General features: G+C 70.3%; 25 protein-coding genes. 11 read left to right on the top strand and 14 right to left on the bottom strand.

Translation table 11 applies throughout. From position 1 onward, the window contains the following. Nucleotides 1–147: 147 nt before the first annotated feature. The 4 genes from HNP84_RS33250 to HNP84_RS33265 all read right to left on the bottom strand — a co-directional run bounded on the left by HNP84_RS33250 (nt 148) and on the right by HNP84_RS33265 (nt 4,197). Nucleotides 148–1,326 (bottom strand): Tn3 family transposase, encoded by a 1,179-nt coding sequence (locus HNP84_RS33250; protein WP_185053900.1) that lies wholly within the window; start codon nt 1,324–1,326, stop codon nt 148–150. Then, complete coding sequence (locus HNP84_RS33255) at nt 1,278–1,928, bottom strand: hypothetical protein (RefSeq protein ID WP_185053901.1); 651 nt, start codon at nt 1,926–1,928, stop codon at nt 1,278–1,280. The genes HNP84_RS33250 and HNP84_RS33255 overlap by 49 nt, the downstream gene beginning before the upstream one ends. A gap of 174 nt (nt 1,929–2,102) precedes the next feature. After that, nucleotides 2,103–3,095: an alpha/beta hydrolase fold domain-containing protein gene (locus HNP84_RS33260; protein ID WP_185053902.1), complete on the bottom strand. Its 993-nt coding sequence runs from the start codon at nt 3,093–3,095 to the stop codon at nt 2,103–2,105. Between the two features lie 178 nt (nt 3,096–3,273). Further along, on the bottom strand, nt 3,274–4,197 hold the full coding sequence (locus HNP84_RS33265; protein WP_185053903.1) for an SDR family oxidoreductase: 924 nt from the start codon (nt 4,195–4,197) through the stop codon (nt 3,274–3,276). Between the two features lie 137 nt (nt 4,198–4,334). Here HNP84_RS33265 and HNP84_RS33270 point away from each other — a divergent pair, with 137 nt between their 5' ends. Next, nucleotides 4,335–4,934 (top strand): TetR family transcriptional regulator, encoded by a 600-nt coding sequence (locus HNP84_RS33270; RefSeq protein ID WP_185053904.1) that lies wholly within the window; start codon nt 4,335–4,337, stop codon nt 4,932–4,934. Nucleotides 4,935–5,444: 510 nt separating this feature from the next. Further along, the gene (locus HNP84_RS51465) at nt 5,445–5,606 is read left to right on the top strand and encodes a hypothetical protein (protein ID WP_221337065.1); all 162 of its coding nucleotides are present in this window, start codon (nt 5,445–5,447) and stop codon (nt 5,604–5,606) included. Nucleotides 5,607–5,652: 46 nt separating this feature from the next. Here HNP84_RS51465 and HNP84_RS33280 read toward each other — a convergent pair whose 3' ends face one another. Further along, a complete protein-coding gene (locus HNP84_RS33280; protein ID WP_185053905.1) occupies nt 5,653–5,907 on the bottom strand; it encodes a hypothetical protein in 255 nt (84 codons plus the stop codon). 765 nt (nt 5,908–6,672) lie between these two features. On the opposite strand from HNP84_RS33280, the gene HNP84_RS33285 reads away from it, so the two are divergent. Both HNP84_RS33285 and HNP84_RS33290 read left to right on the top strand, forming a co-directional pair. Continuing rightward, nucleotides 6,673–7,521: an oxidoreductase gene (locus HNP84_RS33285; protein ID WP_185053906.1), complete on the top strand. Its 849-nt coding sequence runs from the start codon at nt 6,673–6,675 to the stop codon at nt 7,519–7,521. Between the two features lie 71 nt (nt 7,522–7,592). Beyond that, on the top strand, nt 7,593–8,135 hold the full coding sequence (locus tag HNP84_RS33290; protein ID WP_246519029.1) for a TetR/AcrR family transcriptional regulator: 543 nt from the start codon (nt 7,593–7,595) through the stop codon (nt 8,133–8,135). 370 nt (nt 8,136–8,505) lie between these two features. Here HNP84_RS33290 and HNP84_RS33295 read toward each other — a convergent pair whose 3' ends face one another. Beyond that, complete coding sequence (locus tag HNP84_RS33295; protein ID WP_312926348.1) at nt 8,506–8,889, bottom strand: recombinase family protein; 384 nt, start codon at nt 8,887–8,889, stop codon at nt 8,506–8,508. An 874-nt stretch (nt 8,890–9,763) separates the two neighbouring features. On the opposite strand from HNP84_RS33295, the gene rox reads away from it, so the two are divergent. After that, nucleotides 9,764–11,191: a rifampin monooxygenase gene (gene rox / locus HNP84_RS33300; protein WP_185053908.1), complete on the top strand. Its 1,428-nt coding sequence runs from the start codon at nt 9,764–9,766 to the stop codon at nt 11,189–11,191. Between the two features lie 246 nt (nt 11,192–11,437). Here the strand turns inward: rox and HNP84_RS33305 are convergent, their stop codons facing one another. After that, nucleotides 11,438–12,061 carry a TetR/AcrR family transcriptional regulator gene (locus HNP84_RS33305; RefSeq protein ID WP_185053909.1) on the bottom strand — a complete coding sequence of 208 codons (624 nt, stop codon included), beginning with the start codon at nt 12,059–12,061 and terminating at the stop codon, nt 11,438–11,440. Nucleotides 12,062–12,132: 71 nt separating this feature from the next. Between HNP84_RS33305 and HNP84_RS33310 the strand changes: the two genes are divergently transcribed. Further along, nucleotides 12,133–13,008 carry an NmrA family NAD(P)-binding protein gene (locus HNP84_RS33310; RefSeq protein ID WP_185053910.1) on the top strand — a complete coding sequence of 292 codons (876 nt, stop codon included), beginning with the start codon at nt 12,133–12,135 and terminating at the stop codon, nt 13,006–13,008. A gap of 260 nt (nt 13,009–13,268) precedes the next feature. Further along, on the top strand, nt 13,269–13,826 hold the full coding sequence (locus tag HNP84_RS33315) for a nuclear transport factor 2 family protein (RefSeq protein ID WP_185053911.1): 558 nt from the start codon (nt 13,269–13,271) through the stop codon (nt 13,824–13,826). A gap of 64 nt (nt 13,827–13,890) precedes the next feature. Here HNP84_RS33315 and HNP84_RS33320 read toward each other — a convergent pair whose 3' ends face one another. Continuing rightward, nucleotides 13,891–14,496 carry a helix-turn-helix domain-containing protein gene (locus tag HNP84_RS33320; protein ID WP_221337099.1) on the bottom strand — a complete coding sequence of 202 codons (606 nt, stop codon included), beginning with the start codon at nt 14,494–14,496 and terminating at the stop codon, nt 13,891–13,893. A gap of 84 nt (nt 14,497–14,580) precedes the next feature. Here HNP84_RS33320 and HNP84_RS33325 point away from each other — a divergent pair, with 84 nt between their 5' ends. Together HNP84_RS33325 and HNP84_RS33330 are read left to right on the top strand one after the other, a co-directional pair. Next, nucleotides 14,581–15,222, top strand: a complete 642-nt coding sequence (locus tag HNP84_RS33325; RefSeq protein WP_185053912.1) for a class I SAM-dependent methyltransferase — start codon at nt 14,581–14,583, stop codon at nt 15,220–15,222. A gap of 69 nt (nt 15,223–15,291) precedes the next feature. Then, nucleotides 15,292–16,296 (top strand): metallophosphoesterase family protein, encoded by a 1,005-nt coding sequence (locus HNP84_RS33330; RefSeq protein ID WP_185053913.1) that lies wholly within the window; start codon nt 15,292–15,294, stop codon nt 16,294–16,296. 24 nt (nt 16,297–16,320) lie between these two features. On the opposite strand, the gene HNP84_RS33335 is transcribed toward HNP84_RS33330, so the two are convergent. After that, entirely contained in the window at nt 16,321–17,574 is a 1,254-nt protein-coding gene (locus HNP84_RS33335) for a glycosyltransferase (RefSeq protein ID WP_221337101.1), read from the bottom strand. A 295-nt stretch (nt 17,575–17,869) separates the two neighbouring features. Here HNP84_RS33335 and HNP84_RS33340 point away from each other — a divergent pair, with 295 nt between their 5' ends. Beyond that, nucleotides 17,870–18,340 (top strand): MerR family transcriptional regulator, encoded by a 471-nt coding sequence (locus HNP84_RS33340; protein WP_221337066.1) that lies wholly within the window; start codon nt 17,870–17,872, stop codon nt 18,338–18,340. A gap of 147 nt (nt 18,341–18,487) precedes the next feature. Here HNP84_RS33340 and HNP84_RS33345 read toward each other — a convergent pair whose 3' ends face one another. The 5 genes from HNP84_RS33345 to HNP84_RS33365 all read right to left on the bottom strand — a co-directional run bounded on the left by HNP84_RS33345 (nt 18,488) and on the right by HNP84_RS33365 (nt 23,109). Further along, a complete protein-coding gene (locus HNP84_RS33345) occupies nt 18,488–19,747 on the bottom strand; it encodes a serine hydrolase domain-containing protein (protein WP_185054123.1) in 1,260 nt (419 codons plus the stop codon). Continuing rightward, entirely contained in the window at nt 19,737–20,489 is a 753-nt protein-coding gene (locus HNP84_RS57075; RefSeq protein WP_312926349.1) for a PadR family transcriptional regulator, read from the bottom strand. The genes HNP84_RS33345 and HNP84_RS57075 overlap by 11 nt, the downstream gene beginning before the upstream one ends. Before the next feature lie 306 nt (nt 20,490–20,795). Next, complete coding sequence (locus HNP84_RS33355) at nt 20,796–21,278, bottom strand: pyridoxamine 5'-phosphate oxidase family protein (protein WP_185053915.1); 483 nt, start codon at nt 21,276–21,278, stop codon at nt 20,796–20,798. Between the two features lie 65 nt (nt 21,279–21,343). Continuing rightward, nucleotides 21,344–22,171, bottom strand: coding sequence for an inositol monophosphatase family protein (locus HNP84_RS33360; RefSeq protein ID WP_185053916.1), 828 nt, complete (start codon nt 22,169–22,171; stop codon nt 21,344–21,346). Nucleotides 22,172–22,266: 95 nt separating this feature from the next. Next, nucleotides 22,267–23,109, bottom strand: coding sequence for a TIM barrel protein (locus tag HNP84_RS33365; RefSeq protein ID WP_185053917.1), 843 nt, complete (start codon nt 23,107–23,109; stop codon nt 22,267–22,269). A gap of 118 nt (nt 23,110–23,227) precedes the next feature. Here HNP84_RS33365 and HNP84_RS33370 point away from each other — a divergent pair, with 118 nt between their 5' ends. Beyond that, nucleotides 23,228–23,968: a GntR family transcriptional regulator gene (locus tag HNP84_RS33370; RefSeq protein ID WP_185053918.1), complete on the top strand. Its 741-nt coding sequence runs from the start codon at nt 23,228–23,230 to the stop codon at nt 23,966–23,968. Nucleotides 23,969–23,980: the final 12 nt, after the last annotated feature.

Below are 23,980 nucleotides of genomic sequence, written 5' to 3' on the forward strand. Positions count from 1 at the left end.
GTATAGACCCGTCACGTCGTTCATAGCTTGAATCTGCGCCTTCCACCTGGTGGAACCTCAAGCGATTTGTCAGAAATTCTCGCCGTAGAGCAGCCGTTGACGGGGCGCGGACCGAGTGCGACATCCGCCGCATCTCAGTTCACGGGGTCAACCCCAGCTCCCGCAGTTGGGCGGGCCGCAGAGGCCGCCAGCCGCTGGTGTCGAGCTTGGCCAGTTCCGCCTCGACGCCTGCTCGGTTTGCTGCTCCAGGTGCGGGCGCGTGATCGTCCCCTGCTGGGCGTAGTGCAGGTCGCGGCGCAACGCGTGCAGGCTCTCTCCCTTGTTGAGCTGACGGGAGATTTTCCGGCTGAAGGCCGGGTCCGACAGGTATTTGGCCAGGTGCACGGTTCTGCGCAGCATGCCCCACTCCTTCAGCGCGGCGGCCAGGGTGTTCTGCCGGGAGGCGGCCGACCACTTGCCGACGATCAGCGAGGCGGTGGCCTGGCCGTACTTCAGCGACCCGGCCATCCGCAGCAGGTCCGGCCAGCATCCGGCGATGAGGTCTTCGTTCCAGCGCGCGCCCAGCAGCGGCCCGGCGTGCGGGTAGCGCTTGGCGATCTCGGTCGGGGTCCCGTCCCGTACCAGGGTGACCCGGGTCAGATCCCGCAACCGCGGGGTCAGCGCCTTGCCGACCAGGTCGGACAGCGCAAAGTTGATCAACGTCGCGCCATGGCTGCCGGTCGCGTGCTCGGCGATCGGCAGGTCGGTTGCGTTGCCCGGGAAGTCGTCCAGGACGAAGTGCGCCTCCCGCGCCGTCGGCACGATGATCTTCGTGCCGTACGTCGACCACTGGTCGGAGACATGGGTGTAGATGGACAGCACCTGGCCGCCGTGGATGACCATGTTCCGGCCGGTCAGGGTCTTGCCGCGGACGGGGAACCGCTGCCCATCGGACGAGCTCATGGTGCCGACGCCGAACACCTTGGCCAACTCCAGGCCGTAGTGGTGGTCGACGATGACCGTGTTGGCCTCGCGCAGCGTCTCCTCCCGCACGTACCACTCCATCGTCCAGGCCAGCACGTCGTAACACGCCCCGCAGGCTTCCGACATCCGGGCGAGGCCCAGGTTGGTGGACATCGCGATGAGCACCGCCAGGATGGTGCGCTTGGTCTCGGTCGAGGTGCTCGGCTTGCGCCCGCCGGCGTGGGTGAAGCAGTTAAGGAAATGCGTGCGGGCATCCAGCTCGATCAGCAGGGAGGCGATCGGCGCGAACGGCAGCATCGCGGCCAGTTCGTCCTTCAGCGCCTTGGCCTCGGCCGGTACGTCCTCGGCCGACAGCGGCGGCACCGCCAGATGCTCGTCTTCATCCAGCCGGACCGTGCCGGCAGGCACAAGATCACGCACAGTTCCCAGTAGTGGCGGTAAGCGGTGCCCTCCCCGGACTTTCGGGCCTTGGCCAGATAGTCGGCGTATTTGGCGGGCACGAAGCCGCTTGGCGCTCCCGTGGGCACCTTCCGGCCACCGAGCCGGTTCATCTCCTTCAAGACGGCCACCGCCTCCATTAGTTCGGCCGTGCCCGGCCCGCCCTGGAAGTCGATCGCGGCCAGCACGTTCGGGGTGAACTGGCGCAGGCAGGTGTAGGAGGACTCCAGCTCCGACAGCCGGCCATGCTCAGGGGGCAGCGGCTTCCACGCATCAGAGGTGATCTCCCTCAGCCGCTGCATGCCGATCCGCTCGCGCAGCATCCCGCCCACCTCATCGTCGGGGATCGACGGGTCGGCCTGCACCGGCAGGATCATCTCCATCACCAACTGTCGGGCCTCGCCCTTCTTGGCCCGCTCGACCAGCGCCTCGTCCGTCTTGGACTTCGCCCGCGACTCACGAGCCGACACCGCCTGATCGAACGGGGCCACCACCTCATCCAACTGGTCGACCGCGGCTTGGGCCACGAACGCCAGCAGGATCGGGAACTTACGCTCCTTTGCGGGCTCGCAAAAGTACTCCCATGCGCATGGGAGTACTCCAATTTCGTTTCGAAGGCGCCTCCGAGCCGAGCGGGGTGGCAATCGGCTCAGAGGCGCCGGCGGGATTCCGGGCAGGAGGCCCGCCGTCAGACCTGCGTGTTACGAAGCAGCCAGCGTTGCCGGGGCCTTCGTGAGGTGCCGGACGAGGTAGTCGTTCCAGGCGTGGCGGAAGCTCTGCGCGAGGTGGGACTGCGGGGCGAACAGGTCGAAGGCGTGGTAGGCGCCGGGGTAGAGGTGCAGCTCGACGGGGACGCCGTGGGCGCGCAGGCGCGCGGCGTAGTCGAGGTTCTCGTCGCGGAAGACGTCGAGTTCGCCGACGCCGATGAAGGTCGGGGGCAGGCCGGCGAGGTCGGTCGCCCGGGAGGCGGCCTGGTAGGGCGTGACGTCCTCGGTGCCGGCGCGGTCGCCAAGGATCGCCTGCCAGGCGAGGAGGTTGGTCGAGCGGTCCCAGATGCCGATGTCGGTGATCTCGTGGCTCGAGTCGGTGGTGTTGCGGTCGTCGAGCATCGGGTACATCAGCAGCTGGAACAGGGGGGTCGCTGCGCCGCGGTCGCGGATCAGAAGGGCGGTGGCGGCGGCGATGCCTCCGCCTCCGCTCTGGCCGGCCAGGCCGACCCGGGTGGGGTCGAGGCCGAGATCGGTGGCGTTGTCGCTGATCCACCGGTAGGCGGTGTATCCGTCCTCGGCGGCGCCGGGCGCGGGGGTTTCCGGTGCCAGGCGGTAGTCGACGGCGGCGACGGCGCAGCCGAGTGCCGCGCACAGCGGCTTGAGCCAGGGGGCGTCCTGGGCGGCGAAGCCGAGCACCTGCCCACCGCCGTGGAACCACACGAGGACCGGCAGCGGTCCGGGCGCGTTCTGCGGACGCAGCAGGAGGATCGGGACGTCGGGGGCTTCGGCGCGCGGCACGTGGATCTCGTGGGCGGTGACGGTGGGCTCGTCGGGCATGGTGCCGGCGATGGATTCGGCGAGCGCGCGGACGGCTTGGCGTGTCGCGGGGATGTCGGTCAGGTCGAAGATCCCGTTCGGGCCGATCGGCATGGCCTGGAGTGCTGCGGCCAGTTCGCTGTCGATCGCGGGACGGGAGCGGGGCATGGTTCTTCCTTCCTGGGGTGGGGTCTGCGGTCAGAGACACGGGATGGTAGTCAGGCTGTCGGTGCGGCGAGGTAGTCGCCGCACCCCAGGTCTTCGAGGAGGCCCGGGTGGCTGGGTGACCAGCCGAGCAGGGCCTGGATGGAGCGCGGAGATAGGGCGGGATGGAGATGGGGCGGGCTCAGGGTGTGGTGGTGGCCGGGGCGTCGAAGTAGTGGCCTTGACGGAGGTCGTCGATGAGGCCGGGATGGACGGGCTTCCAGCCGAGCAGGTCCCTGGTCAGCGTGCTCGAGGACGGGTTGTCGGCCGAGACGTGGCCGCTGAGGAAGCCGAAGTGAGCCTCGGCCTGCGTCGCCGGGATGCTGACCACGGGCAGGTTCAGCCCGTGGCCGATGGCCTCGGCGATCTCCCGGAAGGGGATCCCCTCGTCGTCGACGCCGTGCAGCCGCGAACCCGCCGGCGCGGATTCCAGCGCCAGCCGGTACAGGCTTGCCGCGTCGAGCGTGTGCACGGCGGGCCAGCGGTTGGCCCCGTCACCGACGTAGGCGGCGACGCCCTTCGACCGGGCGAGGGAGATCAGGGCCGGGATGAAGCCGTTGTGGTCAAGCGCGCTGTGCACGGTCGGAGCAAGCCGGACGACGGACGAGCGGATGCCGCGTTCGGCGAGTGCGACCACCGCGTTCTCGGCGTCGATCCGCGGCCCTGCGTCGATCACGTCGGCTTCGGTGGCGGCCTCTTGCAGCCCCGCGAAGGCGAGCAGCATGGTTCCCGACGTGGTCACCAGAGGCTTGCCGGTGCCGGCGAGCGCGTCCCCGAGCGCCTCGATGGCGCGCAGATCCGCCGCGACCGCGCCGTCGAAGTCGCCGGCGAACATGGCGTCGTGCTTGAAGGCCAGGTGGATGACGCCGTCGGCCGCGGCGGCGGCTGCGGCGAGGCTGTCGAGATCGTCGAGGTCGCCTCGGTGCACCTGGGCACCGGCAGCCGTCAACGCGGCGGCGGACTTGTCCGAGCGGGCCAGGCCGACGACCTGGTGTCCCGCTGCGAGGAGTTCGGGGACGACGGCCGAGCCGACGTGTCCGGAGGCTCCGGTGACGAATACGCGCATGGTGTGTGCCTTCCTGCTGCGGGCTCCCCACCGGGGGCAGGGCCCCGATGTCAGTTCGTGACATCACCATAGCACCGATGTCAGCCCCTGTCATCACTATGATGTCAGCTTATGTCATCAGCGTGTAGGATCGGAGCATGGGCCGATGGAAACCCGACGCACGAGGCCGCCTGGAGAAGGCGGCGCTGGAGCTCTACAACCACCAGGGCTTCGACGCCACCACCGTCGCGGAGATCGCCGCCCGCGCCGGGCTCACCGAACGGACGTTCTACCGGCATTTCGCCGACAAACGGGAAGTTCTCTTCCCGGGCGACAACCCCCTCCCCGACACTCTCGCGAAGGCCGCGGCCACCGCCCCCGGCGCTCTCGCGCCGCTGGAGGTCGTCAACCACGCCCTGATCGAAGCCGCTCCCGTCTTCGAAGAACGCGCAGACCTGGTACGGCAACGCCAGGCCGTCATTGCCGCCAACCCCGAACTCCAGGAACGCGAACTGGCCAAACTCGCCGCACTCGCCTCCACGCTCGCCCGCGCGTTGCGCGAACGCGGTCTGGAAACCACCACCGCAGCACTCGCCGCGGAAATCGGGCTCGCCGCGTTCAAGATCGCCTGCGAACGCTGGGTCACCGACCGCGACGGACACACCCTCGCCCAGTACATTCAGGAAACCCTGGACACCGCCAGGCACCTCACCGCGCGCGACGACGTGCGCTGCACGGGCCAGGAGGAAGTGGCATGAATGCGGTCGTGCGGGCTGGTGAGGTGTTTCATAAACGAGCACCGATGAAACGCGGCTTCCGGCCGGGCACGTCCAGGGCGAACCCTGTTTCATGAGCCGGTGCGAACGGGTGGCCGTCTGAAACGGTCTCATGGAACACTTCCGGGTGCACGACGACGACTTCCTCCGCGTGGAGGCCCACGCCTGCCCGATGACCTCCTGCGCCGCCCCGGCCGGCTCTCCCTGGCGGACCGGTGAGGGCAAGGTCGCCGTCCGGTGCCACACCGCCCGCTTCCGGCTCGTGCCCGCGTTCGCCAAGGCGCTCAACGTCCCGGCCCCGGCCATCCGCGAGCCGGGCACACCATGGATCGAACTGCCCCGCCCGGTCGCGGCCGACGCCGGACCGTGCGGGCACGCGCGGATCGGCCGCGCCCGCGCCTCCACCGTCCGCCGGTCCCTGGACACCCGGCTCGACAATCCGCCCGCGTCCGCGGCAAGGCCATCGTCGGCGCCGCCGTCACCGGCGAGCACATGCTGCCCATGGCCCTGTACCTGCGCGACCAGGACCTCGGCGTGCGGGACATCGCCGCCCGGCTCGTCATCACCAGCGGCAAGAAGAAGGGCCGTCACCCCTCGGCCGCGACCGTCCTGCGCATGCTGCGCGACCACGACCAGCAGACCGCCGCGAACTGACCGCCCCGGGCCCCGTCAAGGCCCTGGGACGGCCGGACGTGAGATGTCAGCTCCCCATACGCTCCAGCTCGTCCAAGGCATGACGGGCGACAGCGGCGGTCTCCGGATCGACCGAGACCTCTGCGGACGTGTCCTTGATCAGCGGCACGAACCCCGAAGCCTCCGCGATCCGGTTCAGGCAGGAGATCGCCTCCCGCGCCTCGGCCGGTGCGGCACCCGGATCGCCGGCCAGTTCCTGGAAGGAGAAAGCCCGGCCGGGCGAATCGCCGGCCGCGACCTGGTCGTGGACCTGGCGCACCACGACGCGGCTGGTGACACGTCCGTTTATGGCACCCGTACCCGCGTGCCGAATACCTGTTCAAGACCGCCTCCGCATGGCTCGACCCGCACCGCCAAGGGTGGACCCTGCATCAGCTGCGTCATTCAGCGCTCCAGCACCTCGCGCAAGCCGGACGCACCGCGCCCGAGCTCCAGGCCAGGAGCCGCCACCAGCACCTGGCCGGCCTCGACCGCTTCGTACCGTCTCGGCGAAGAGACCTCCGCCCGCCTCACCGCCGACGCCGACCTCATCCAGCGGTGCCGCCCCCGCCGACCGCACCGCACCATGCCCTGGCGGCCGACCGCTCATCAGGCCGGCACCACGCAACGCGTCCCGGATGCGCTCGGCATCGCGATCGCGCTCGCTCCACAGAGGCCGCCGTCCTTGGCCGTGGCCGAACCTCGGCTCGTCATCGCCCGTGATCCCCGCCGTGGACGCCTCGCCACTGCCGTCCAGGCTCTTTGTATCGCCGCAGGTCAGGCACATCCGGCCGGCAGCCCGGCTACGGCGGCGGCTTGCGCTTTACCGCTATGGCTCAGGCTTTTGGTGCCCGCGAGCGGATGGTCACCTGGCCGCGTACGCCTCTGGCCTCTGCTCGTGCTGGGGAAGGTCGTCACAGGGAGGCCGGCTGAGCCGGGAGGCGTCACCAGAATCTACACGGTGGCGATAAAAATCGACATCGTGTAGATTCTGAGCCGAGAGGGCAGCGCGGTCCAGCCCCTTTTTCGAGTCCTCCCTGGAGGAGCAGTGCAGAAGCAGAAGTGGCTCATCACCGGCGTCAGTACGGGCCTCGGGCGCGCCTTCGCCCAGGCCGCCTTGGCCGCCGGGCACACCGTCGTTGGAACGGTCCGCTCGGAGGAGGACCTGCGGGCCTTCGAAGGGCTCGCCCCCGGGTACGCTCATGGCCGCATCCTGGATGTGACCGACGACGACGCCGTCTGGAGTGTGGTCGCGGAGGCAGAGCAGAGCGCCGGCCCTTTGGACGTCGTCGTCGCCAACGCCGGTTACGGCGTGGAGGGCATCTTCGAGGAAACCCCGCTGGCCGAGGTGCGGCGGCAGTTCGAGGTCAACGTGTTCGGGACGGTGGCCACCCTGCAGGCGGCACTCCCCCACATGCGCCGGCGCCGCCGCGGGCACCTGATGGCCGTCACCTCCATGGGCGGGCTCATGGCCGTGCCCGGCATGTCGGCCTACTGCGGTAGCAAGTTCGCCCTGGAAGGCATCCTCGAGGCACTGGGCAAGGAGGTCGCGCAGTTCGGGATCCACGTGACGGCGATCGAGCCCGGCTCCTTCCGCACCGACTGGGCCGGACGGTCCATGACCCGCGCGGCGCGGTTCATCGACGACTACGACGAGCTGTTCGTTCCCATCCGTGAAGCGCGGCAGAAGGCAAGCGGGAACCAGTTGGGCGATCCGGCCAAGGCCGGGGAGGCCGTCGTGCACATCGCGTCGGTCGAGCGGCCGCCGGCCCATCTCGTCCTGGGTTCGGACGCGCTGCGACTGGTCACCGCCGCGCGCGCGGCCGTGGACGAGGACATCCGCGCGTGGGAGGCGCTGTCCCGTACGACCGACTTCGCCGAGGGGGCTCACCTCTGATGCCCGGCCACCCCCCGGCGCGGAGCCGGCGCGCCGCCGAACGCAAGGGCGATGTCCGGGAGCGGGCCATCTTGGACACCTGCGAAGCCCTGCTGGCGCAGAAGGGCTACGACGCCATGACCGTCGGCGACATCGCCCAGGGCGCCGGCATCACACGCGGCGCCCTGTACTTCTACTTCGGCTCCAAGCAGGAAGTGGTCGCGGCGCTCGTGGCGCGGACCGTCGAGCACCTGTGGGAGCGGTCCAGGGTCACCGCGCAGACCGAGGAGCCGCGCCAGGCCATCGCGGCGGCGATGCGGCGCACGGTCGAGCTGTGGAATGAGCACGGTCCGGTCTTCCGCACGGCGATCGACCTGTCGCTGACCGTGCCGGAGATCGGCGAGCTGTGGAGCCGTACGGCCGAGTTGTTCATCGAGGCCATCACCGCTGTCTTGGAACGAGCCGGCGTTCAGGCCGGCACCGGACCGGATCAGGCGTCGGCGATGGCGGGCGCCCTGTGCTGGATGATCGAGCGGACCTTCTACCACGCCTCGCAAGAGTCCCGGGAGAAGTTGCAGAAGGCATCTTCGACCTGCGAGCACATCTGGCTGATCAGTGCCGGCCTGACCGCCTGACGCATCCGGCATGGACGATGAAGCTCAAGAACCGGACCTTGCGTCCCAGCTGATCGTCATGAGCCGGGTGCGCAAGGGCCGGGCCGGGGCCGGCACGGTGGACACGGTTCCGGGCGGGTCGTGGGCGAGTCCCGGCCGTGTTCGCAGGAAAGCGAAGCGGGACGCTGACCGGGCGCTGACCGGTTTGCGGTCTGCTCGTTCCAGCGTGAGCATGTGCAGCACGATGAACATGGCGGTGGCGTCTTGCCGGTGCGGGAGGCGGGGCGGGCGGTGGGTGGGGTGGCGCCGTGGTGGCGTTCCCGTCCTTGGCATGTGGGGGTGCCGTTGACCAACGTGGCTCCAGCCGCCATTTAGGCCCTGAACTGGGAAATCAGCTTCCCGCTTCCAGCTCGGCTCGCCTCGCTGGCTGTTCGACGGCAAAGTGGCCTGTCGCAAGTTCGGGGACGTACTTGTAGATGGTCGAGCGGCTGACGCCGAGCAGGCGGGCGATGGAGGAGACGGTGTTCTCCGGCCGGGTGAGCAGGTCGCGGGCGTGACGGATCTGCTCGGCCGTCATGGCCGGCGGACGGCCCAGGCGCTGACCGCGGGCGCGGGCGGCGGCCAGGCCCTCGTGGGCGCCTTCCACGATGAGCTCGCGGATGAACTCGGCGAGCGCGGCGGAGACGTGGAAGACGAGCCGGCCGCCGGGGGTGGTGGTGTCGAGCGCCTCGTGCAGGGAACGGAAGCCGATGCCGCGCTTGCGCAACCCCGCCACGATCGAGATGAGGTCTTGCAGAGAGCGGCCCAGCCGGGTCGAGCAGGCCGCACAGCAGCGGTTCGCTGTCGAAGCGGGGCAGGCACAGCCACGGGATCGAGCCGTCCAGGCCGACCAGCGCCGTGGTCGCGCCGTCCCCGATGAGGCCGAGATCCTCCAGCGGCAGGTAGCCCTCCCGCCTGCGGACCGGGCGGAACGATGGATCGGGATCTAGCTTGCCAGATTCCTCTTTCGTCGTATGAAGCGCCGTCGGAGGGCACCGCTGCCTGCCGGGGGCGGAACACCGCCGCCCGGCCCTGGAAGGTGACCAGCACCTTCCAGGGCATCGTCGAGTTCGGCGAGGTCGCCCCGGTCAGGGGAGATGGCGCCGGCCGCCAATCGATCGCCGGGCCGGAGGTTGCGCACCCGGGCTCCCGTCTCGTTCTGCCGTGATCACTCCCCCGGACGCCGCCGGCATCGCCCCGACACCCCGGCGACATGGCCGATGTCTGGTCTTCGCCTTCCCCTGCCAGAGGAGCGGAAGCGGCGCCCCAGCAAGAACCATCCCTTATGTGGACAAAAGACCCATGACAGATGGGCCGAGGAAGACGGAAGAAACGGCCGGGCCGGCGCCGCCGTACGTGGCGCATGACCGCTTGAAGGGAAAGCGTGTGCGCCCGCACGGACGCGAAAGGCAGGGCGATCATTCCCTGCCACTTTCAACCTATAGCGCACCGGGGGCCTTGCGGCAAGACCCGGGTCGTGCCGCACAATCTCCTGCCGGAGCCAACACCTGCGCAGATCAGGCATTGGCGACGTACGGATGCTCGCCGGTGCGCGCCTCGCGCCGCGCGGAGCAGACGCCCGAAATCCGACCTCAGTGAATGGGCGGTTCATGTTCGATGTGATCATCGCCGGCGGCGGTCCGACCGGCTTGATGCTGGCCAGTGAGTTGCGGCTGCACGACGTGCACGCGCTCGTGCTGGAGAGGGAGCCCCAGCCGCCCGCGTACGTACGCGCGCTCGGCCTGCACGTGCGCAGCATCGAGGTGCTGGACCAGCGCGGCCTGCTGGAGCGGTTCCTCGCGCACGGCCGGAAGTACCCGCTCGGCGGTCACTTCGCCGGAATCGAAAAACCCCCGCTCGACGGGGTGGACACCGCGCACCCCTACATCCTCGGCATCCCGCAGCCCATCACCGATCGCCTGCTGGCCGAGCGCGCCACCGAACTCGGCGCCGAGATCCGCCGCGGCTGCGAACTGACCGGGCTGGAGCAGGACGAGGACGGGGTGACCGCCGAACTGGCCGACGGCACCCGGCTGCGCGCACGCTACCTCGTCGGCTGCGACGGCGGCCGCAGCACCGTGCGCAAACTGCTCGGCGTCGCCTTCCCCGGCGAGCCCACCAGGGTCGAGACGCTGCTGGGCGAGATGGAGGTGACCGAGGATCCGGCGAAGATCGCCGCCATCGTCACGGAAGTCCGCAAGACCCAGCTCCGGTTCGGCGCCGTGCCCCTCGGGGACGGGGTCTACCGCCTCGGCGTCCCCGCCGCGGGAGTGGCCGAGGACCGCTCGGCCCCGCCGACCCTGGAGGAGTTCAAACAGCAGTTGCGGACCTTCGCCGGCACCGACTTCGGCGCGCACGCACCCCGCTGGCTGTCCCGCTTCGGCGACGCCACCCGCCTGGCCGAACGCTATCGGGTCGGCCGGGTGTTCCTGGCCGGCGACGCGGCGCACATCCACCCGCCGGTCGGCGGGCAAGGGCTCAACCTCGGCATCCAGGACGCCTTCAACCTCGGCTGGAAACTGGCCGCCGAGATCGGCGGCTGGGCGCCGCAGGAACTGCTGGACACCTACCACACCGAACGGCACCCGGTGGCCGCCGACGTGCTGGACAACACCCGCGCGCAAATGGAACTGCTGTCCACCGAACCGGGCCCCCGGGCAGTACGCCGGCTGCTGTCGGAACTGATGGACTTCGAACAGGTGCACCGCCACCTGATCGAGAAGATCACCGCGATCGGGGTCCGCTACGACTTCGGCGAAGGACACGACCTGCTCGGCCGGCGGATGCGGGACGTGCAACTGAAACAGGGCCGCCTGTATGAGCTGACACGTGCCGGCCGCGGCCTGCTGCTGGACCAGACCGGCCGGCTCTCGGTCGCCGGATGGGCGGATCGGATCGACCACGTCGTCGACGCCGGCGAGGAACTGGAGGTGCCGGCCGTGCTGCTGCGCCCGGACGGCCACGTGGCATGGGCCGGCGACGACCAGCAGGACCTGCTCGGCCACCTGCCCCGATGGTTCGGCGCCGCCGCCGACTGAGCGCCCAGGGGGTTGAGACGCAGCCGACCAGTGTCAACGCGAAGGCGTGAGCGCATCGCGCCGCGGGACCGGTGGTTCCGGATGGTCCGGTTCACCGTCAGGAGGGACCGGCCACCGGACGCCGGGCGGTCGCCGGCGCGCCGGGCCTGCTGCAGCGGACCGGTGCGCCCGCCTGAGCCCACCGATCGCACTGGGCTCTTCTTCCGCGAACGGGCCGAGCGGGGGCGCGCCGGCCGTCACCTGCTGTCACGCCGCGGGTGAGGGCGGCATGACGATGTGGAGCAGTCGTCGAATTCTGTCAAGGTCGACGTCGGTCGCCAGCCGGGTCTCCTCTGGCATCTCCTCCACTAGAGGTTCGAGTCCGAACAGCAGGCGCGGGAGCGTCGGGTGGATGACGAGGCCGATCAGTTCGTCCGCCACGACCTCGGCCTTGTCAGGCGCGAGCCCCAGGGCGGTCACCAGATGTGCGGCCAGATCGCGGGCCGTGATCCCGAACAGGACGTCGTGAAGGCCCGCCGCCAGATCCGGTAGCCGGTCGGCCTCGGCGATGCCGAGGCGGAGCATCCTGGCGACCGAGGACCACCGCAACAACTGGACGAAACGCCCGCAATACCGCACGACCGCTTCCGACGGTTGCGCGGAGTACTCGGCAGGTGTGCGCATCCGGGCACCGAACAGGACGCGGATGCGCTCGACGACCGCGAGGAACAGCGCGTCCTTGGTCGGGAAATGCGCATACAGGGAACGCTTCGACGTCTCCGCGCGCGCGGCGATCGCGTCCATGGAGGTCCGCTCGAAGCCGTCCTCCAGGAACGCGAGCTTCGCCGTGTCGAGGATGTGCTCGCGCAACTCTTGCCCGCGTCGGGCCATGGCACTCACCTTAAAGTATACGGTACAGTCGAGTTTACTTTGGTCCACGTGCTGATCGGAGCCCATCATCCATGATTGTGATCACCGCCCCGACCGGGCAAATCGGCAGCAAGCTCGTCGCCTCGCTGCTCCAGCGGAGCGAGCCGGTCCGCCTCATCACCCGGGACCCCCGCAAGCTGCCCGCCGAGGTACGGGAGCGAGCCGAGATCGTCGTCGGATCGCACCGCGATCGCGACGTCCTGGACCACGCGCTCCAAGGCGCCGACGCGCTGTTCTGGCTCATGCCGGCGGCCGCGACCGCGAGCAGCCCGTACGAAGCGTACGTCACCGCCTCCGTCCCAGGCGCAGACGCGGTCGTGCGCCACGCGGTGCCGCGCGTCGTGATCATCTCCGCGCTCGGGCGCGGATCGCAGATCTATGCCGGCCACGTCTCCGCATCGCACGCGATGGAGGACCTCTTCCGCAGCACCGGCGCGCACGTGCGCGCTCTGGCTCTGCCCACCTTCATGGAGAACATCCTCCGGCAGACAGCCGCAATCAAGAACGGCGTCATCTCAGGCACCCTCCCAGCCGATCTCACGATGCCGTGGATCGCGACGAAGGACATCGCGGCGCTCGCCGCCGAATACCTTCTCGACCACACCTGGACCGGGCAGGACACGGTCGAGGTCCTCGGCGGTGAGGACCTCTCCTACCACGACATCGCCGAAATCCTGACCGACGTACTCGGCACTCCCGTCCGGTACCAGCCCGGAGACCGCGCTGCGGTCAAACAGTTCCTCATCAGCCGTGGCTTCTCCGAGGCGATGGCCCAGTCCATGATGGACATGGACCTCGCCGGCGAACGCGGCATCAACAACGCCACGCCGCGCACCGCCGCGCACACCACCCCCACCACCTTCCGCGAGTTCGCCGAAGAAACCATCAAGCCGGCGATGGCCAAATGATCGAGGCGAGATCCTGCACTCGCTCGCTCCGCTGCCCACGCGTACGGCCGCGACGGAGGCGTAGCCGCCCAACATCCCCGTGCACGACCCGGCCTTCGACCTCGTGCTCAACAGGCACGGCGCATTGGACGCGGCCGAGGCGGCCCGCGTTCCCGCGCCGAACGGCCGGCCACGCCACTGACGCACACCCACACCCACCGGCGCGCCGCCCGGCCGGCGTTTACAGCACCTTTCGATCACTCCTGCTCTAATCCCATCCCATGATCGACGCAAACGGCACGCCGATTACCGATCGCCCCTCCGCCCAAAGCTCTCCCGCCGGTACTCGACGGACCCTGCTCGGGACCGCCCTCGGCGCCCTGGCGAGCACAACCGTCCTGGCCGTCCCGGCACACGCTGCGGCGAACCCCTCCGCACAAGACGCCAACGGAGTGCGACGCGTGGCCGATCGGGCGATGGACCGCTTCGACCACGGCTGGCGTTCCGGCGACTGGGACCCGTTCCTGGCCCTGTTGACCCCTCGCTTCTCCTTCTGGTTCCCCGAAGGCCAATGGCGAGGGCGCCACGAAGGCGAGGCCGGGCGGCGCGCCATCGAAGAATGGGCACGCTTCCACGCCGACAACGGCAACCGCGTGCACGGCGAGCGGACAAACGTGAACACCATGGGCGATCGAGTCCTGTACGAGTACGACTCCCGCGGCGCCTCGCCCTCCACCGCCGGTTACCTGAACTGGGAAACGATCATCGTCAGAGTGAAAGGGGAGCGGATCAGCGCGCTGCACGAGTACTGGGGGAACATTCCGCCGACGGACGCGTGAGACCCTCTCTCGGCCCGGTCGATCGCTACGGTCATTCCCGGCACCCCGGGTCCCTTGAGCGTTCTCACTCGGCTGGGCCATATCTCGGTGCGGCACGCACATGCGCGCGTTCGCCCTGTCTCCCGATGAGACTCAGGTACTCGACCGGGCCGGCACTGGTGGCCCCGAACCAGTGCGGGGTACGCGTGTCGAACTCCGCGGCCTCCCCCGGCTTGAGGATCAGGTCGTGTTCTCCGAGCACGAGACGCAGCCGTCCGTTGAGGACATAGACCCAGTCGTAACCCTCATGGGTGCGCAGATCGGGCTCGGCGTCGTCGCTCCCCGGCGGGAGGACGAACTTGTAGGCCTGGATCCCGCCGGGCCTGCGCGTCAGCGGCAGGATGACCGAGCCGTCGCTGCAGGCCAGGGGACGCAGATTGATGCGAGGGTCGCCGGTCGGCGGCGCATCGACGAGCTCGTCGATCGTGAGCCCGTACGCGCGCGCGAGCGGAAGCAACTGCTCCAGCGTGGGACGCCGCAGGCCCGCCTCCAGCCGCGACAAAGTGCTGACGGAGATGCCGGTCTGCTCCGCGAGCTCGGCGAGCGTGACCTCACGACGCAACCGGAGGCGCTTCAACCTCGGCCCGACAGCCTCAAGAGTACGCTCAACCGCTTCATCCACCCCACCCATTTTGCCATTCGGCAACAACGTTTGCACATCCACCCCCTCCGTCGGCACCGTGAACAACGCGGCCACGACCGAGGAGGACGACCCATGACCCACGCATTCGACGAGGACTTCTGGCAACGGCACTGGAGCCACGAGCAGGCCGGCGGCCCCGGATCCATGGGCGGCAACCCGCCGAACCCCTACCTCGCTCCTGAGACCAGCGGCCTGACACCCGGCACGGCACTGGACGCGGGCTGCGGCGCCGGCGCCGAGGCGATCTGGCTCGCCTCCCGCGGCTGGCACGTCACCGCGATCGACATCTCCTCCCAGGCCCTCGCCCGCGCCGCCGAACGCGCCGCGACCAGCGGCGCCCCCGAGAACCTGCACTGGGTCCGCGCCGACCTGAGCACCTGGAGCCCGGACACGCCGTTCGACCTGGTCATGACCCACTACGCCCACCCCGCGATGCCCCAACTGGACTTCTACGACCGCATCTCCGAATGGGTGGCCCCCGGCGGCACCCTGCTCATCGTGGGGCACCTGCACACCCAGGCCGCCACCGGCCACGGCCACGGCCACCACCCTCCCGCCGAGGCCACGGCCACCCCCGCCGCCATCACCGCACGCCTGCACGCCCCCCAATGGGAGATCGTCACCGCCGAAGAACACCACCGCACCCTCACCGGCCACGACGGCCGACAGGTCCCCCTCCACGACGTCGTCGTGCGCGCCACCCGACGCCATTGATCACGACCGGACACCCCCTCCCGGATAACGCATTGCACGACCGGCCACAGCCTGCCTAGGCTCGCCGGAGTGCGGCGTACCGTCATCATCGGCGACATCCACGGCTGCTTCGACGAACTGCTCGAACTGCTCCGCGAAGTGGACCTCCACCCGGACGACCTGCTCGTCAGCGTCGGCGATCTCGTCGATCGCGGCCCATCACCCGGCGAAGTGGTCGACTTCTTCCGCCGGCGCCCCAACTCCGTGGTGGTCATGGGCAACCACGAGCGCAAGCACGTACGCGGCATCTTCTCCTACGCCCAGGAGATCACACGCCTGCAACTCGGCGACCGCTACACCGAAATGGTCGACTGGATGCGCACACTGCCGTACCACTTCGAGAACGAGCATGTACGCGTCGTCCACGCCGCCATGGTGCCCGGCGTGCCGCCCGCCGAGCAGAAACACGAGATCCTCTGCGGCTCGACCAGCGGCGAACGACAACTCGCCGCCCTGTTCCCGGACGGCCACTGGTACGACCACTACACCGACCCGAAACCGGTCGTGTTCGGCCATCACGTGACCGGGCGCCAGCCGATGATCCGCGACCAAAGAATCTTCGGCCTGGACACCGGCGCCTGCCACGGCTGGAACCTGACCGCACTGTGCGTACCGGGATTCACGATCCACTCGGTGAAAGCACACGCGGACCACTGGACGATCACCAAACGCCGCTGGCAGTTGCCCGTCCTGAAGACCAGGCCCTGGCGCGACCACACCTGGCCCGAACTCGCCGAGGCCGTCGCACGGTTCTCCACCTCACCCGATCCCGCCACCCGCGAGTGGCTGGAAACCGTCGCGAACTGGGCCGCCGAGCTACGCGCCTCGCTCCCGGCCCTGGCAGCGGCGGCCCATCGCCTCGCCGGCGACCTCACCGCCGACGAGCTGCGCCACCACCCCGCCGCGCGATACCTGTTCCAGGCCCGCAACGGCCGGCTGGACCAGGCGAGCCTGGCCAGACGGTGCACCACCCCCGCCAGGACCCTCGACCTGTCGGCCGCACTGGGACTCACCCTGCCCGACCTGCCCCCGTAACCCCGACCCGGCCGAACGCGCGGCTCACACCGACACCGGCGGCCTCTCCCGGCCGGCCACCTCCCGCAGCAACCTCGCCGCCACCACCGCCCCATCGGTACGTATCCTGCCCGCCACGGCCCGCGCCCGCGCCCGCGTCTCGGGAGTCAGCGCCATCCCGAGCGCGGCCGACAAGGACTCCACCGTCGCGACCGGACCATCATGCGCCACGCCGATCCCCAACTCGGCCACCCGCCCGGCCCAGTACGGCTGATCCGCCACCTGAGGCACCACCACCTGAGGCACCCCGGCCCGAGCGGCCGTCGTCGTCGTACCCGCACCACCGTGGTGCACCACAGCGGCCACCCGGCCGAACAACGCCTGCTGGTTGACCTCCCCGACCACGAAACAGTCATCCCGGTCATCCAGCAACGCCAGACCGGCCCAGCCACGCCCCAGAAGCACCCGACGGCCCTGCGCCCGAACCGCCTCGATGGCCACCCCCGCGGCATCCTCCGACCCCCGCATCGGCATACTGCCGAACCCCACATACACCGGCGGTGCCCCTGCCTCCAAGAACGCCACCAACCCGGCCGGAAGCGGACGAACATCCGGCGAGATCCACGCCCCCGTCTGCACGACGTCGAGATCCGCCGTCTCCCGCCACGGGTCCAGGACCGGGTCCGTCGCCAGCCACGGCCGGACGCCGATCGCATAATCACGGACACCGTCCACCGGAGGCAGGCCGATCAACGCCCGGTTGCTGTTGACCGCCTCACCGAACAACGCGTCGATACTCTGAGCGTCCAACTCCCACAGCACCCGGTTGTCGCTCACCTCCGGCGGGAACGGCCGGCCCGGATACGCCAGCGGCCGACGATGCGGCGACGGCAAGGTGAGCTGCTGGAAGGTCGCGTGCACACACCGAATCCCCAGCTTCTCCGCCACCGACCGCGCACCGGCCACGACCGGCATCATGCCGGTCGCCACCAGCACGTCACACCCCTCCGCCGCCGCGGTCACCGCCTCCAACTGATCGGCGATCAACTCGGCCGCACGCCGCGGCAGATCCCCCGCCGACGGCAGCCCCCCGGTCGTCAACGCCCGCGCCGACGGACCGAACGGCACCACCCGCGCCCCGGCACCGGCCAGCCGCCACGCGAACTCCTCATCCGGCGGCGCACACACCCGCACCTCCGCCCCGAGCTCCCGCAACCGCACCGCCAGCCCCGCCAACGGCTCGACATCCCCGCGCGACCCATACGTCGACAAGCACACCCGCACGTCACAACCCCCCATCTCCCCGGGTTCCGGCCACGGCCGACGATTCTGCGGCACGACCCGGGTCTTGCCGCAAGACCCCCCATGCGCTATAGGTTGAAAGTGGAAGGGAGTGGGCGTTCCTCCTTTCCGTTCATCCCGTACGCCGACACCAGCGGATGTAGCCGGCGATCACGCAACTCTCCGGCGCCGCAGGGGCGTCGTACCGCGCAGCCGGCCCGGGAGCCGAGGAACATCGCCGCAAGCCCCCCAACCACGACGCGCCGCCGCGACCAGCGCCCGCTCACGGCCGCCCGCACTTGACTTCAAGTACTTGAGGTCTGTTCTGCTGCTGGGCATGACCACCTTCACCATCCAGGACGTGTCCCGGCACAGCGGGCTGAGCGAACCGACCCTGCGCTACTACGAGCAGGCCGGGCTGATCGGCCCGATCGACCGCGACGAGCACAGCGGGCATCGCCGGTACGACAGCGAAGATCTCAACGCGATCGAGGCCCTGGCCTGCCTGCGCGCCGTCGGCGTGGGCATCCGGGACATGCGCACCTACCTGGCCAACCGGGCCCGCGGACACGCCGCGGCGGCCGAGCAGCGCGACCTGCTGCTGCGCCACGCCGAGCGCATCGAGGCCGAGATCACCGCACAGCAGGCACGACTGGGCTACCTGCGCGAGAAGGCGGCGCTGTGGGACGCCCGCCACCGAGGCGACACCGCCGCGGAGGCCGAGGCGATGCGGCGTGTCGCGGATGCCGTCGGCGGCCTGGGGATGCTGCGGACACCACGATGACGGTCACAGGGCGCCGTTGACCAACGTGTCACCAGCCGCCAATCGGGTGCTTCCCCTGCCTGACGGCCGCGCGGTGGCCATGTCACGGCGCGGATCGGAGCCGTCACCGGCACCGTGCCGACGGCCACTGCCGTCGGCACGGCCTGGTCAGCTTGTGGCCTGCCCGCCGCAGAACGCCGCCTTGACGAGCCCGTCCAGCAGCTTCGGATAAGCGGCCAGGTCGAATGCGGCGTCACCGGCGGTCAGCGAGGCGGTCAGGGTCTTGCCACCGTCGGGCGAGCTGTACATCAACGCCGCATAGCCCGCCGGAGGGCTGCCATTGTGGTTGAGAACGGTGCCACAGGCCGGACCCAGGTCCTTCACGAACATCCCCAGGCCGTAGCGCCCGTAGAGCGGGTCGCTCTTCGAGTGCGGCTCACGCATCTCGGCCAGCAACTTGACCGGCAGAAGCCTGCCACCGTTCAGCGCCGAGAAGAACGTCTGCAGATCCCGGGTCGTCGAGATCATGTCACCGGCACCTGCCAGCAGGGAGAGGTTCTGGCGGGAGACATCGGCCACCTTCCACTGGCCGGCGTCCTGATAGCGGAAGTAGCCGTGGGCGTACGGGTTGGGCAGCCGCGTCCGATCGCCCGGCACCACCGTCCCCTTCAGCCCGAGCGGCCTCACGATCCGCCGCTTCAGCTCCGCGTCGAACGAATGGCCGGTGACCTTCTCGACCAGCAGCCTGGCCAGCGTGTAGTTGGTGTTGGAGTAGCTCCAGTCCTCCCCCGGCGCGAACTTCACCGGCTTGGACAGCGCGAACCGCACCAGCTCCTGCGGCCGGTAGGAGTGAAACCGGTTGTCCAGCCACTCCTTGCCCGTCGCGGGCAGACCGGGCACCCATGTCCCGTCGGGGTCGAGGTCCCCGGTGTAGTTGAACAAGCCGCTGGTGTGCTGCAGCAGCATTCGCACAGTAATCCGCCGGTCCAGCCCGAACTCGGGCAGGTAACCGGCCACCGGGGCATCCAGCCCGATCTCGCCCTCGGCCACCAGTTGCAGCACCACGGTCGCGACGAAGGTCTTGGTGACGCTGCCCACCCAGAAATGCCCGTTCGCCGGCGGCTTCGCGCTCGCGCCCAGCTTGCGCTGCCCGGCGTTGCCGGCCCACTCGCCCCGCTCATCGTGCACGCGCACCTGCACACCGAGGAAACCGGCATCGACGAACGCCTGGACGGCCTTCTGCAACTCCGGGCGATCCTGCCCGGCAGCGTCCTTCGGCACGGCCGCGCTGCTGCCCGCGGAGGCCGTACCCGCCGTGGCCACCGCGGGTGCGATCGTCCCGGCCAACAGCCCGGCCGCCAGCACCGTGACCGCCACCGGCCGAAAGACCGCGCGCCGGCGCCTCGGCACGCCACCATCACCGCGCATCGTCCCGATCGCTTCGGCGCGCGTCCGACCGCCCCGGCCGACCAGCGCGACCAGCCCGGGAATCCGCCCGGACCCGACATGCCGCGCCGGCACCTCGCGCAGTCCGCGCAGCCCTGCCGCGGAGAAGCCGCGGTTGCCTTGTCCCATTACGAATGTCCTTATCTACAGTGCTCGATCGACAGTATTCGATCTTGCAAGCCCGTCTCGGCGTGGCCCGGTTCGCAAGCCCCAAGGGCGTCATCGCCGAACCGTCCATGGCATCCACCATCGCCGGCCGCGCTGATATCAGACCGTCACCACCCTGACGCCGCCGCTGACACGCGGCGAGAAGGAGCCGGCCAGGCATGACCCGTGGCCGCTCACTGCGGACAGCCTCTGAAAGGAAGATCCAGGACTTCCAGAACTCTTCGGGGTACGCCTGTCCCTGCGCGTTGAGGGAGTACACCTTGCGCGGCGGTCCCTTCTCGGAGGGAACCTTCTCCACGTCGACCAGGCCACGCTGCTCGATCCTGACCAGCAGCGCATAGATAGTGCCCTCGGCGATGTCGGAGAGGCCCAGGTCACGCAGCCAAGCGCTGATCTCGTAGCCATAGGCGGGCCGACCGGACAGGGCTGAAGCGCAAGCCGGGACCGTCCGCGCGTGACGGCGGGCGGCCCGATCACCAAGAGCCCGCCGAGGGAGATCGCACCGTCGTCCCGGCCTGCGCGACCGCCCGGTACCGGCTCGTTGGCCGGCCACCACATCATTGCCTGCGGCTACGCCTGCCCGGCCCCATCCCGTCCACTCACGCGGCCCACCTCAAAGCGCGTTCCGCGGCTGGTGACACGTTGGTCAACGGCACCCGGTCACCCGCACCGGATCGCCGGCCTCTGGAGATGGCAGGCCGCCCCAAAGCCGATGCTCCTGGCAGGAAGGCCAGGCCGCTTGGTCACCCTCGCCTCGCGGCTCGTTGCCGCCGATCAGCCGGCCTGGCCTTCCTCGTCGGTGCTGATGTTTTGGTCAGTGCTCGGTGTTGATCACCAACCCGGCACCTTTACAAAGTAAGTTCTACTTGCGGAAGACCGACTTCACCCCGCGTCCCTCGTGCCAACTGTCGATCACCAGCCCCTCCCGGGCCATGTCGACCCGTACGGTGACGGCCTCCGTCAGGTCCACCCGGAACAGGTGCGAGTCGGCGAACTCCGGGCCTGGCAGCAGCCTGGAGTGCACCTCCGGGTCGCGCACCTCCAGGGCGCGGCCCGCCACCTTCGCGTCCCCCGGCCAGGAGCCGGGGTCGGACTCGTCCGGGACGGCCGACCCGCTGTGCAGCGCCACCCGCGGGTCGCGCAGCAGGTCGCGGGCCTTGAGCGCCCCCGGCATCGAGCCGAGCCACAGCTCCCCCTCCGCGAAACGGACCTCGGTGCCGCTGATGCGCGGCGAGCCGTCCTTGCGCAGCGTCGCCATCGTCTTGTGCACGTGGGCGTCGAAGGCCGCCCGCACCCGGGCGGCGAGCTCCGGCGCCTGCTGCTCGAACTCCTGCCATGTCGCCATGGCGCACATCCTGCCGCCCGCCACCGACAAAAACCCATCGGCAAAATCCCATGGCGGGCCCCTTCTCACCGGGCGGGCCGGGTGGAGGCCGTCACCACCTCCTGCAGCGCCGAGCCGGCCATGTCGAAGCCCGCCACATGCGCCAGGTACCCGCCCACCGTGAACACCGAGCCCGACAGCGGCACGTACACACCGCCCGCCCGGGTCACCAGCAGGGAGCCCGCCGCGACGTCCCACGGGCTGGCTCCCAGCCCGAACGCCGCGTCCGCCCAGCCCGCGGCCACGTGCGCCAGTTTCAGCGCGGCGCTGCCCGGACGGCGCAGCGCGGCGAAGGAGGTCACCAGACGGCCGAACCGCGTCAGCGCCTCCTCGCCCTCGGCCGCCAGATCCCGCGGCGTCGGGTAGCTGGTCAGCAGCATCGCCTCGCGGTCGCGGACGGCCCCGGCGCTGCGCATCGGCACGCCGTTGCAGTACGCCCCGGCCAGGCTGGCCGTGAACTCGTCCCCGCGCACCGGGTCCAGCACCACCCCGGCCACGACCTCCTCCCCGATCGCCGCCGCGATCGAGACGCAGAAGAACGGCACCCCGGCCGCGAAGTTGGCCGTCCCGTCGATCGGATCGACATACCAGCGCACCCGGCCCCGCGCCGGGCCGTCGCCCGCCGTGCGGGCGCCTTCCTCCTCACCGATCACCAGGCTTCCTGGGCTGCGCTCGGCCAGGACCTCCCGGATCGCGGCCTCCGCGGCCCGGTCGTGCTCAGTGACCGGATCGTGGAAGTCGCGCTTGGTCCGTACCTGCGGCCGCGACCGGAACGCGCTGCGCAGCGGGCCGCTCACCGCGCGGGCCGCCGCCAGCGCGATCTCGGCCAGTTCCTCGGAGTCCCTCACATCCACCCGGCGTCCCCCTGCGACGTCGTACAGCTGACCCACGGCGGACCACTCGATGCGTCACGCCCGGTTCAGCAATAGCACAGCAGGATGAACAACGATCAACCGGGCAAGGCCCGCACGTACTCCAGCCCGGCCCGCGCATCCGCCACCGGGCCCGCTCCCGGCGGCGGCTCGGCGGGCAGGCGCACGTCCTGCTCCAGCACGTACCAGCCGGTGTAGCCCGCCTCCTCCAGAGCCGCCACCACGCCCGCCAGGTCCACCTCGCCCCGCCCCAGCGGCGGATACAGGCCCTCGGCGACCGCCTGCTCATAGCCGATCTCACCGGCGCGCATCCGGCGCAACGGCCCCGCCGCCACGTCCTTCAGGTGCACGTGCACGATCCGCTCGGGCACGTCCCGCGCCAGCTCCACCGGGTCGGCGCCGCCGATGTGCGCATGCCCGGTGTCCAGGCACAGCGGGATCAGCGTCTCGGCCAGCACCCGCCAGATCTCCTCCCGCCGCTCCACCACCGTGCCGGCGTGCGGATGCAGGCACGCCATCGCCCCGATCTCCTCCATCGCCGCCGCGATCCGGTCCAGGTTGTCCAGCAGCACCGACCACTCGCCGCCCGAGATCCGCCGCCCGCCGGCGCCGGGCTCGGCCCCGACCACCAGGAACGGCGCCCCCGCCGCCAGGAACTCCTCCGCGACCCGCACCGCCTCGGGCAGCGGATCGGCCGCCGCGTCGTGCAGCACCAGCGGCACGTACCCGCCCACCGGCCGCAGCCCGTGCCGCTCCAGCAGCGCCGCGCCCAGGTAACCCGGCGGGCCGAACTCCACCGCCCGCAGGCCCAGCGAGGCGAGCTCCGCGGCGACCCGCCCGGCCCCGAGCCGCACACCCCACCCCGGCACGTCGCACACACCCCAGGAGATGGGCGCCCCCGCGATCCGCTCGATCCGCATGACCCGATGCAACAGCGCGCCGCCGCACCCGTCAAACACCCATTTTTTGTCAGGACATTCTGATGTCCGCTAGCCTGATCACCAGCGGGTCCGCGGCCGAGCCACAGTGGAGGAGTGCATGAGCGCCAGGCTCGACATCGTCCTGGACCGGTCCAGTCCGGTGCCCCTGTACTTCCAGGTGGCCGAGCAGATCGCCGAGGCCATCAGGAAGGGCGAGCTGCAGCCCGGCTCGCGCCTGGACAACGAGATCCTACTGGCCGACAGGCTCGGCCTGTCGCGGCCCACCATCCGCCAGGCCATCCAGTACCTCGTCGACAAGGGCCTGCTGGTACGCAAGCGCGGCGTCGGCACCCAGGTCGTGCACGGCCAGGTCAAACGCTCCGTCGAGCTGACCAGCCTGTACGACGACCTGCGCCGCGCCGGCCAGGACCCCGCCACCCGCGTGCTGAACCTGGAGCCCGCCCGCGCCGACGAGGAGGTCGCCCGCATCCTCGGCCTGCCCCCGGGCGCCGAGGTGCTGCGCATGGAACGCCTGCGCTACGCCGGCGGCGAACCCCTGGCCGTGCTGCACAACTGGCTGCCCACCGGCCTGGCCCCCCTCACCGCCGAAGGACTGGAACAGCGCGGCCTGTACGAACTGCTGCGCGCCGCCGGCGTACGCATGCGCGTGGCCAACCAGCGCATCGGCGCCCGCTCCGCCACCGCCGCCGAGGCCAGGCTGCTCGACGAACGGCGCGGCGCCCCCCTGCTCACCATGGTCCGCACCACCTACGACGACCAGGGCCGCGCCGTGGAACACGGCTCCCACGTCTACCGCGCCTCCCACTACTCCCTGGAGGTCACCCTCATCGAGCGGTGAACAGCGGCGCGG

The organism is Thermocatellispora tengchongensis (assembly GCF_014202315.1).
Classification (GTDB): domain Bacteria; phylum Actinomycetota; class Actinomycetes; order Streptosporangiales; family Streptosporangiaceae; genus Thermocatellispora; species Thermocatellispora tengchongensis.

What these genes read in the sequence shown, in the direction of transcription:
- HNP84_RS33260 (WP_185053902.1), bottom strand. Translation starts at nt 3,095, where the DNA reads ATGCCCCGCTCCCGTCCCGCGATCGACAGCGAACTGGCCGCAGCACTC.
- HNP84_RS33370 (WP_185053918.1), top strand. Translation starts at nt 23,228, where the DNA reads ATGAGCGCCAGGCTCGACATCGTCCTGGACCGGTCCAGTCCGGTGCCC.
- HNP84_RS33315 (WP_185053911.1), top strand. Translation starts at nt 13,269, where the DNA reads ATGATCGACGCAAACGGCACGCCGATTACCGATCGCCCCTCCGCCCAA.
- HNP84_RS33355 (WP_185053915.1), bottom strand. Translation starts at nt 21,278, where the DNA reads ATGGCGACATGGCAGGAGTTCGAGCAGCAGGCGCCGGAGCTCGCCGCC.
- HNP84_RS33365 (WP_185053917.1), bottom strand. Translation starts at nt 23,109, where the DNA reads ATGCGGATCGAGCGGATCGCGGGGGCGCCCATCTCCTGGGGTGTGTGC.
- HNP84_RS33265 (WP_185053903.1), bottom strand. Translation starts at nt 4,197, where the DNA reads ATGCGCGTATTCGTCACCGGAGCCTCCGGACACGTCGGCTCGGCCGTC.
- HNP84_RS33310 (WP_185053910.1), top strand. Translation starts at nt 12,133, where the DNA reads ATGATTGTGATCACCGCCCCGACCGGGCAAATCGGCAGCAAGCTCGTC.
- HNP84_RS33320 (WP_221337099.1), bottom strand. Translation starts at nt 14,496, where the DNA reads ATGGGTGGGGTGGATGAAGCGGTTGAGCGTACTCTTGAGGCTGTCGGG.
- HNP84_RS33325 (WP_185053912.1), top strand. Translation starts at nt 14,581, where the DNA reads ATGACCCACGCATTCGACGAGGACTTCTGGCAACGGCACTGGAGCCAC.
- HNP84_RS33345 (WP_185054123.1), bottom strand. Translation starts at nt 19,747, where the DNA reads ATGCGCGGTGATGGTGGCGTGCCGAGGCGCCGGCGCGCGGTCTTTCGG.
- HNP84_RS33335 (WP_221337101.1), bottom strand. Translation starts at nt 17,574, where the DNA reads ATGGGGGGTTGTGACGTGCGGGTGTGCTTGTCGACGTATGGGTCGCGC.
- rox (WP_185053908.1), top strand. Translation starts at nt 9,764, where the DNA reads ATGTTCGATGTGATCATCGCCGGCGGCGGTCCGACCGGCTTGATGCTG.
- HNP84_RS33305 (WP_185053909.1), bottom strand. Translation starts at nt 12,061, where the DNA reads ATGGCCCGACGCGGGCAAGAGTTGCGCGAGCACATCCTCGACACGGCG.
- HNP84_RS33270 (WP_185053904.1), top strand. Translation starts at nt 4,335, where the DNA reads ATGGGCCGATGGAAACCCGACGCACGAGGCCGCCTGGAGAAGGCGGCG.
- HNP84_RS51465 (WP_221337065.1), top strand. Translation starts at nt 5,445, where the DNA reads ATGCTGCCCATGGCCCTGTACCTGCGCGACCAGGACCTCGGCGTGCGG.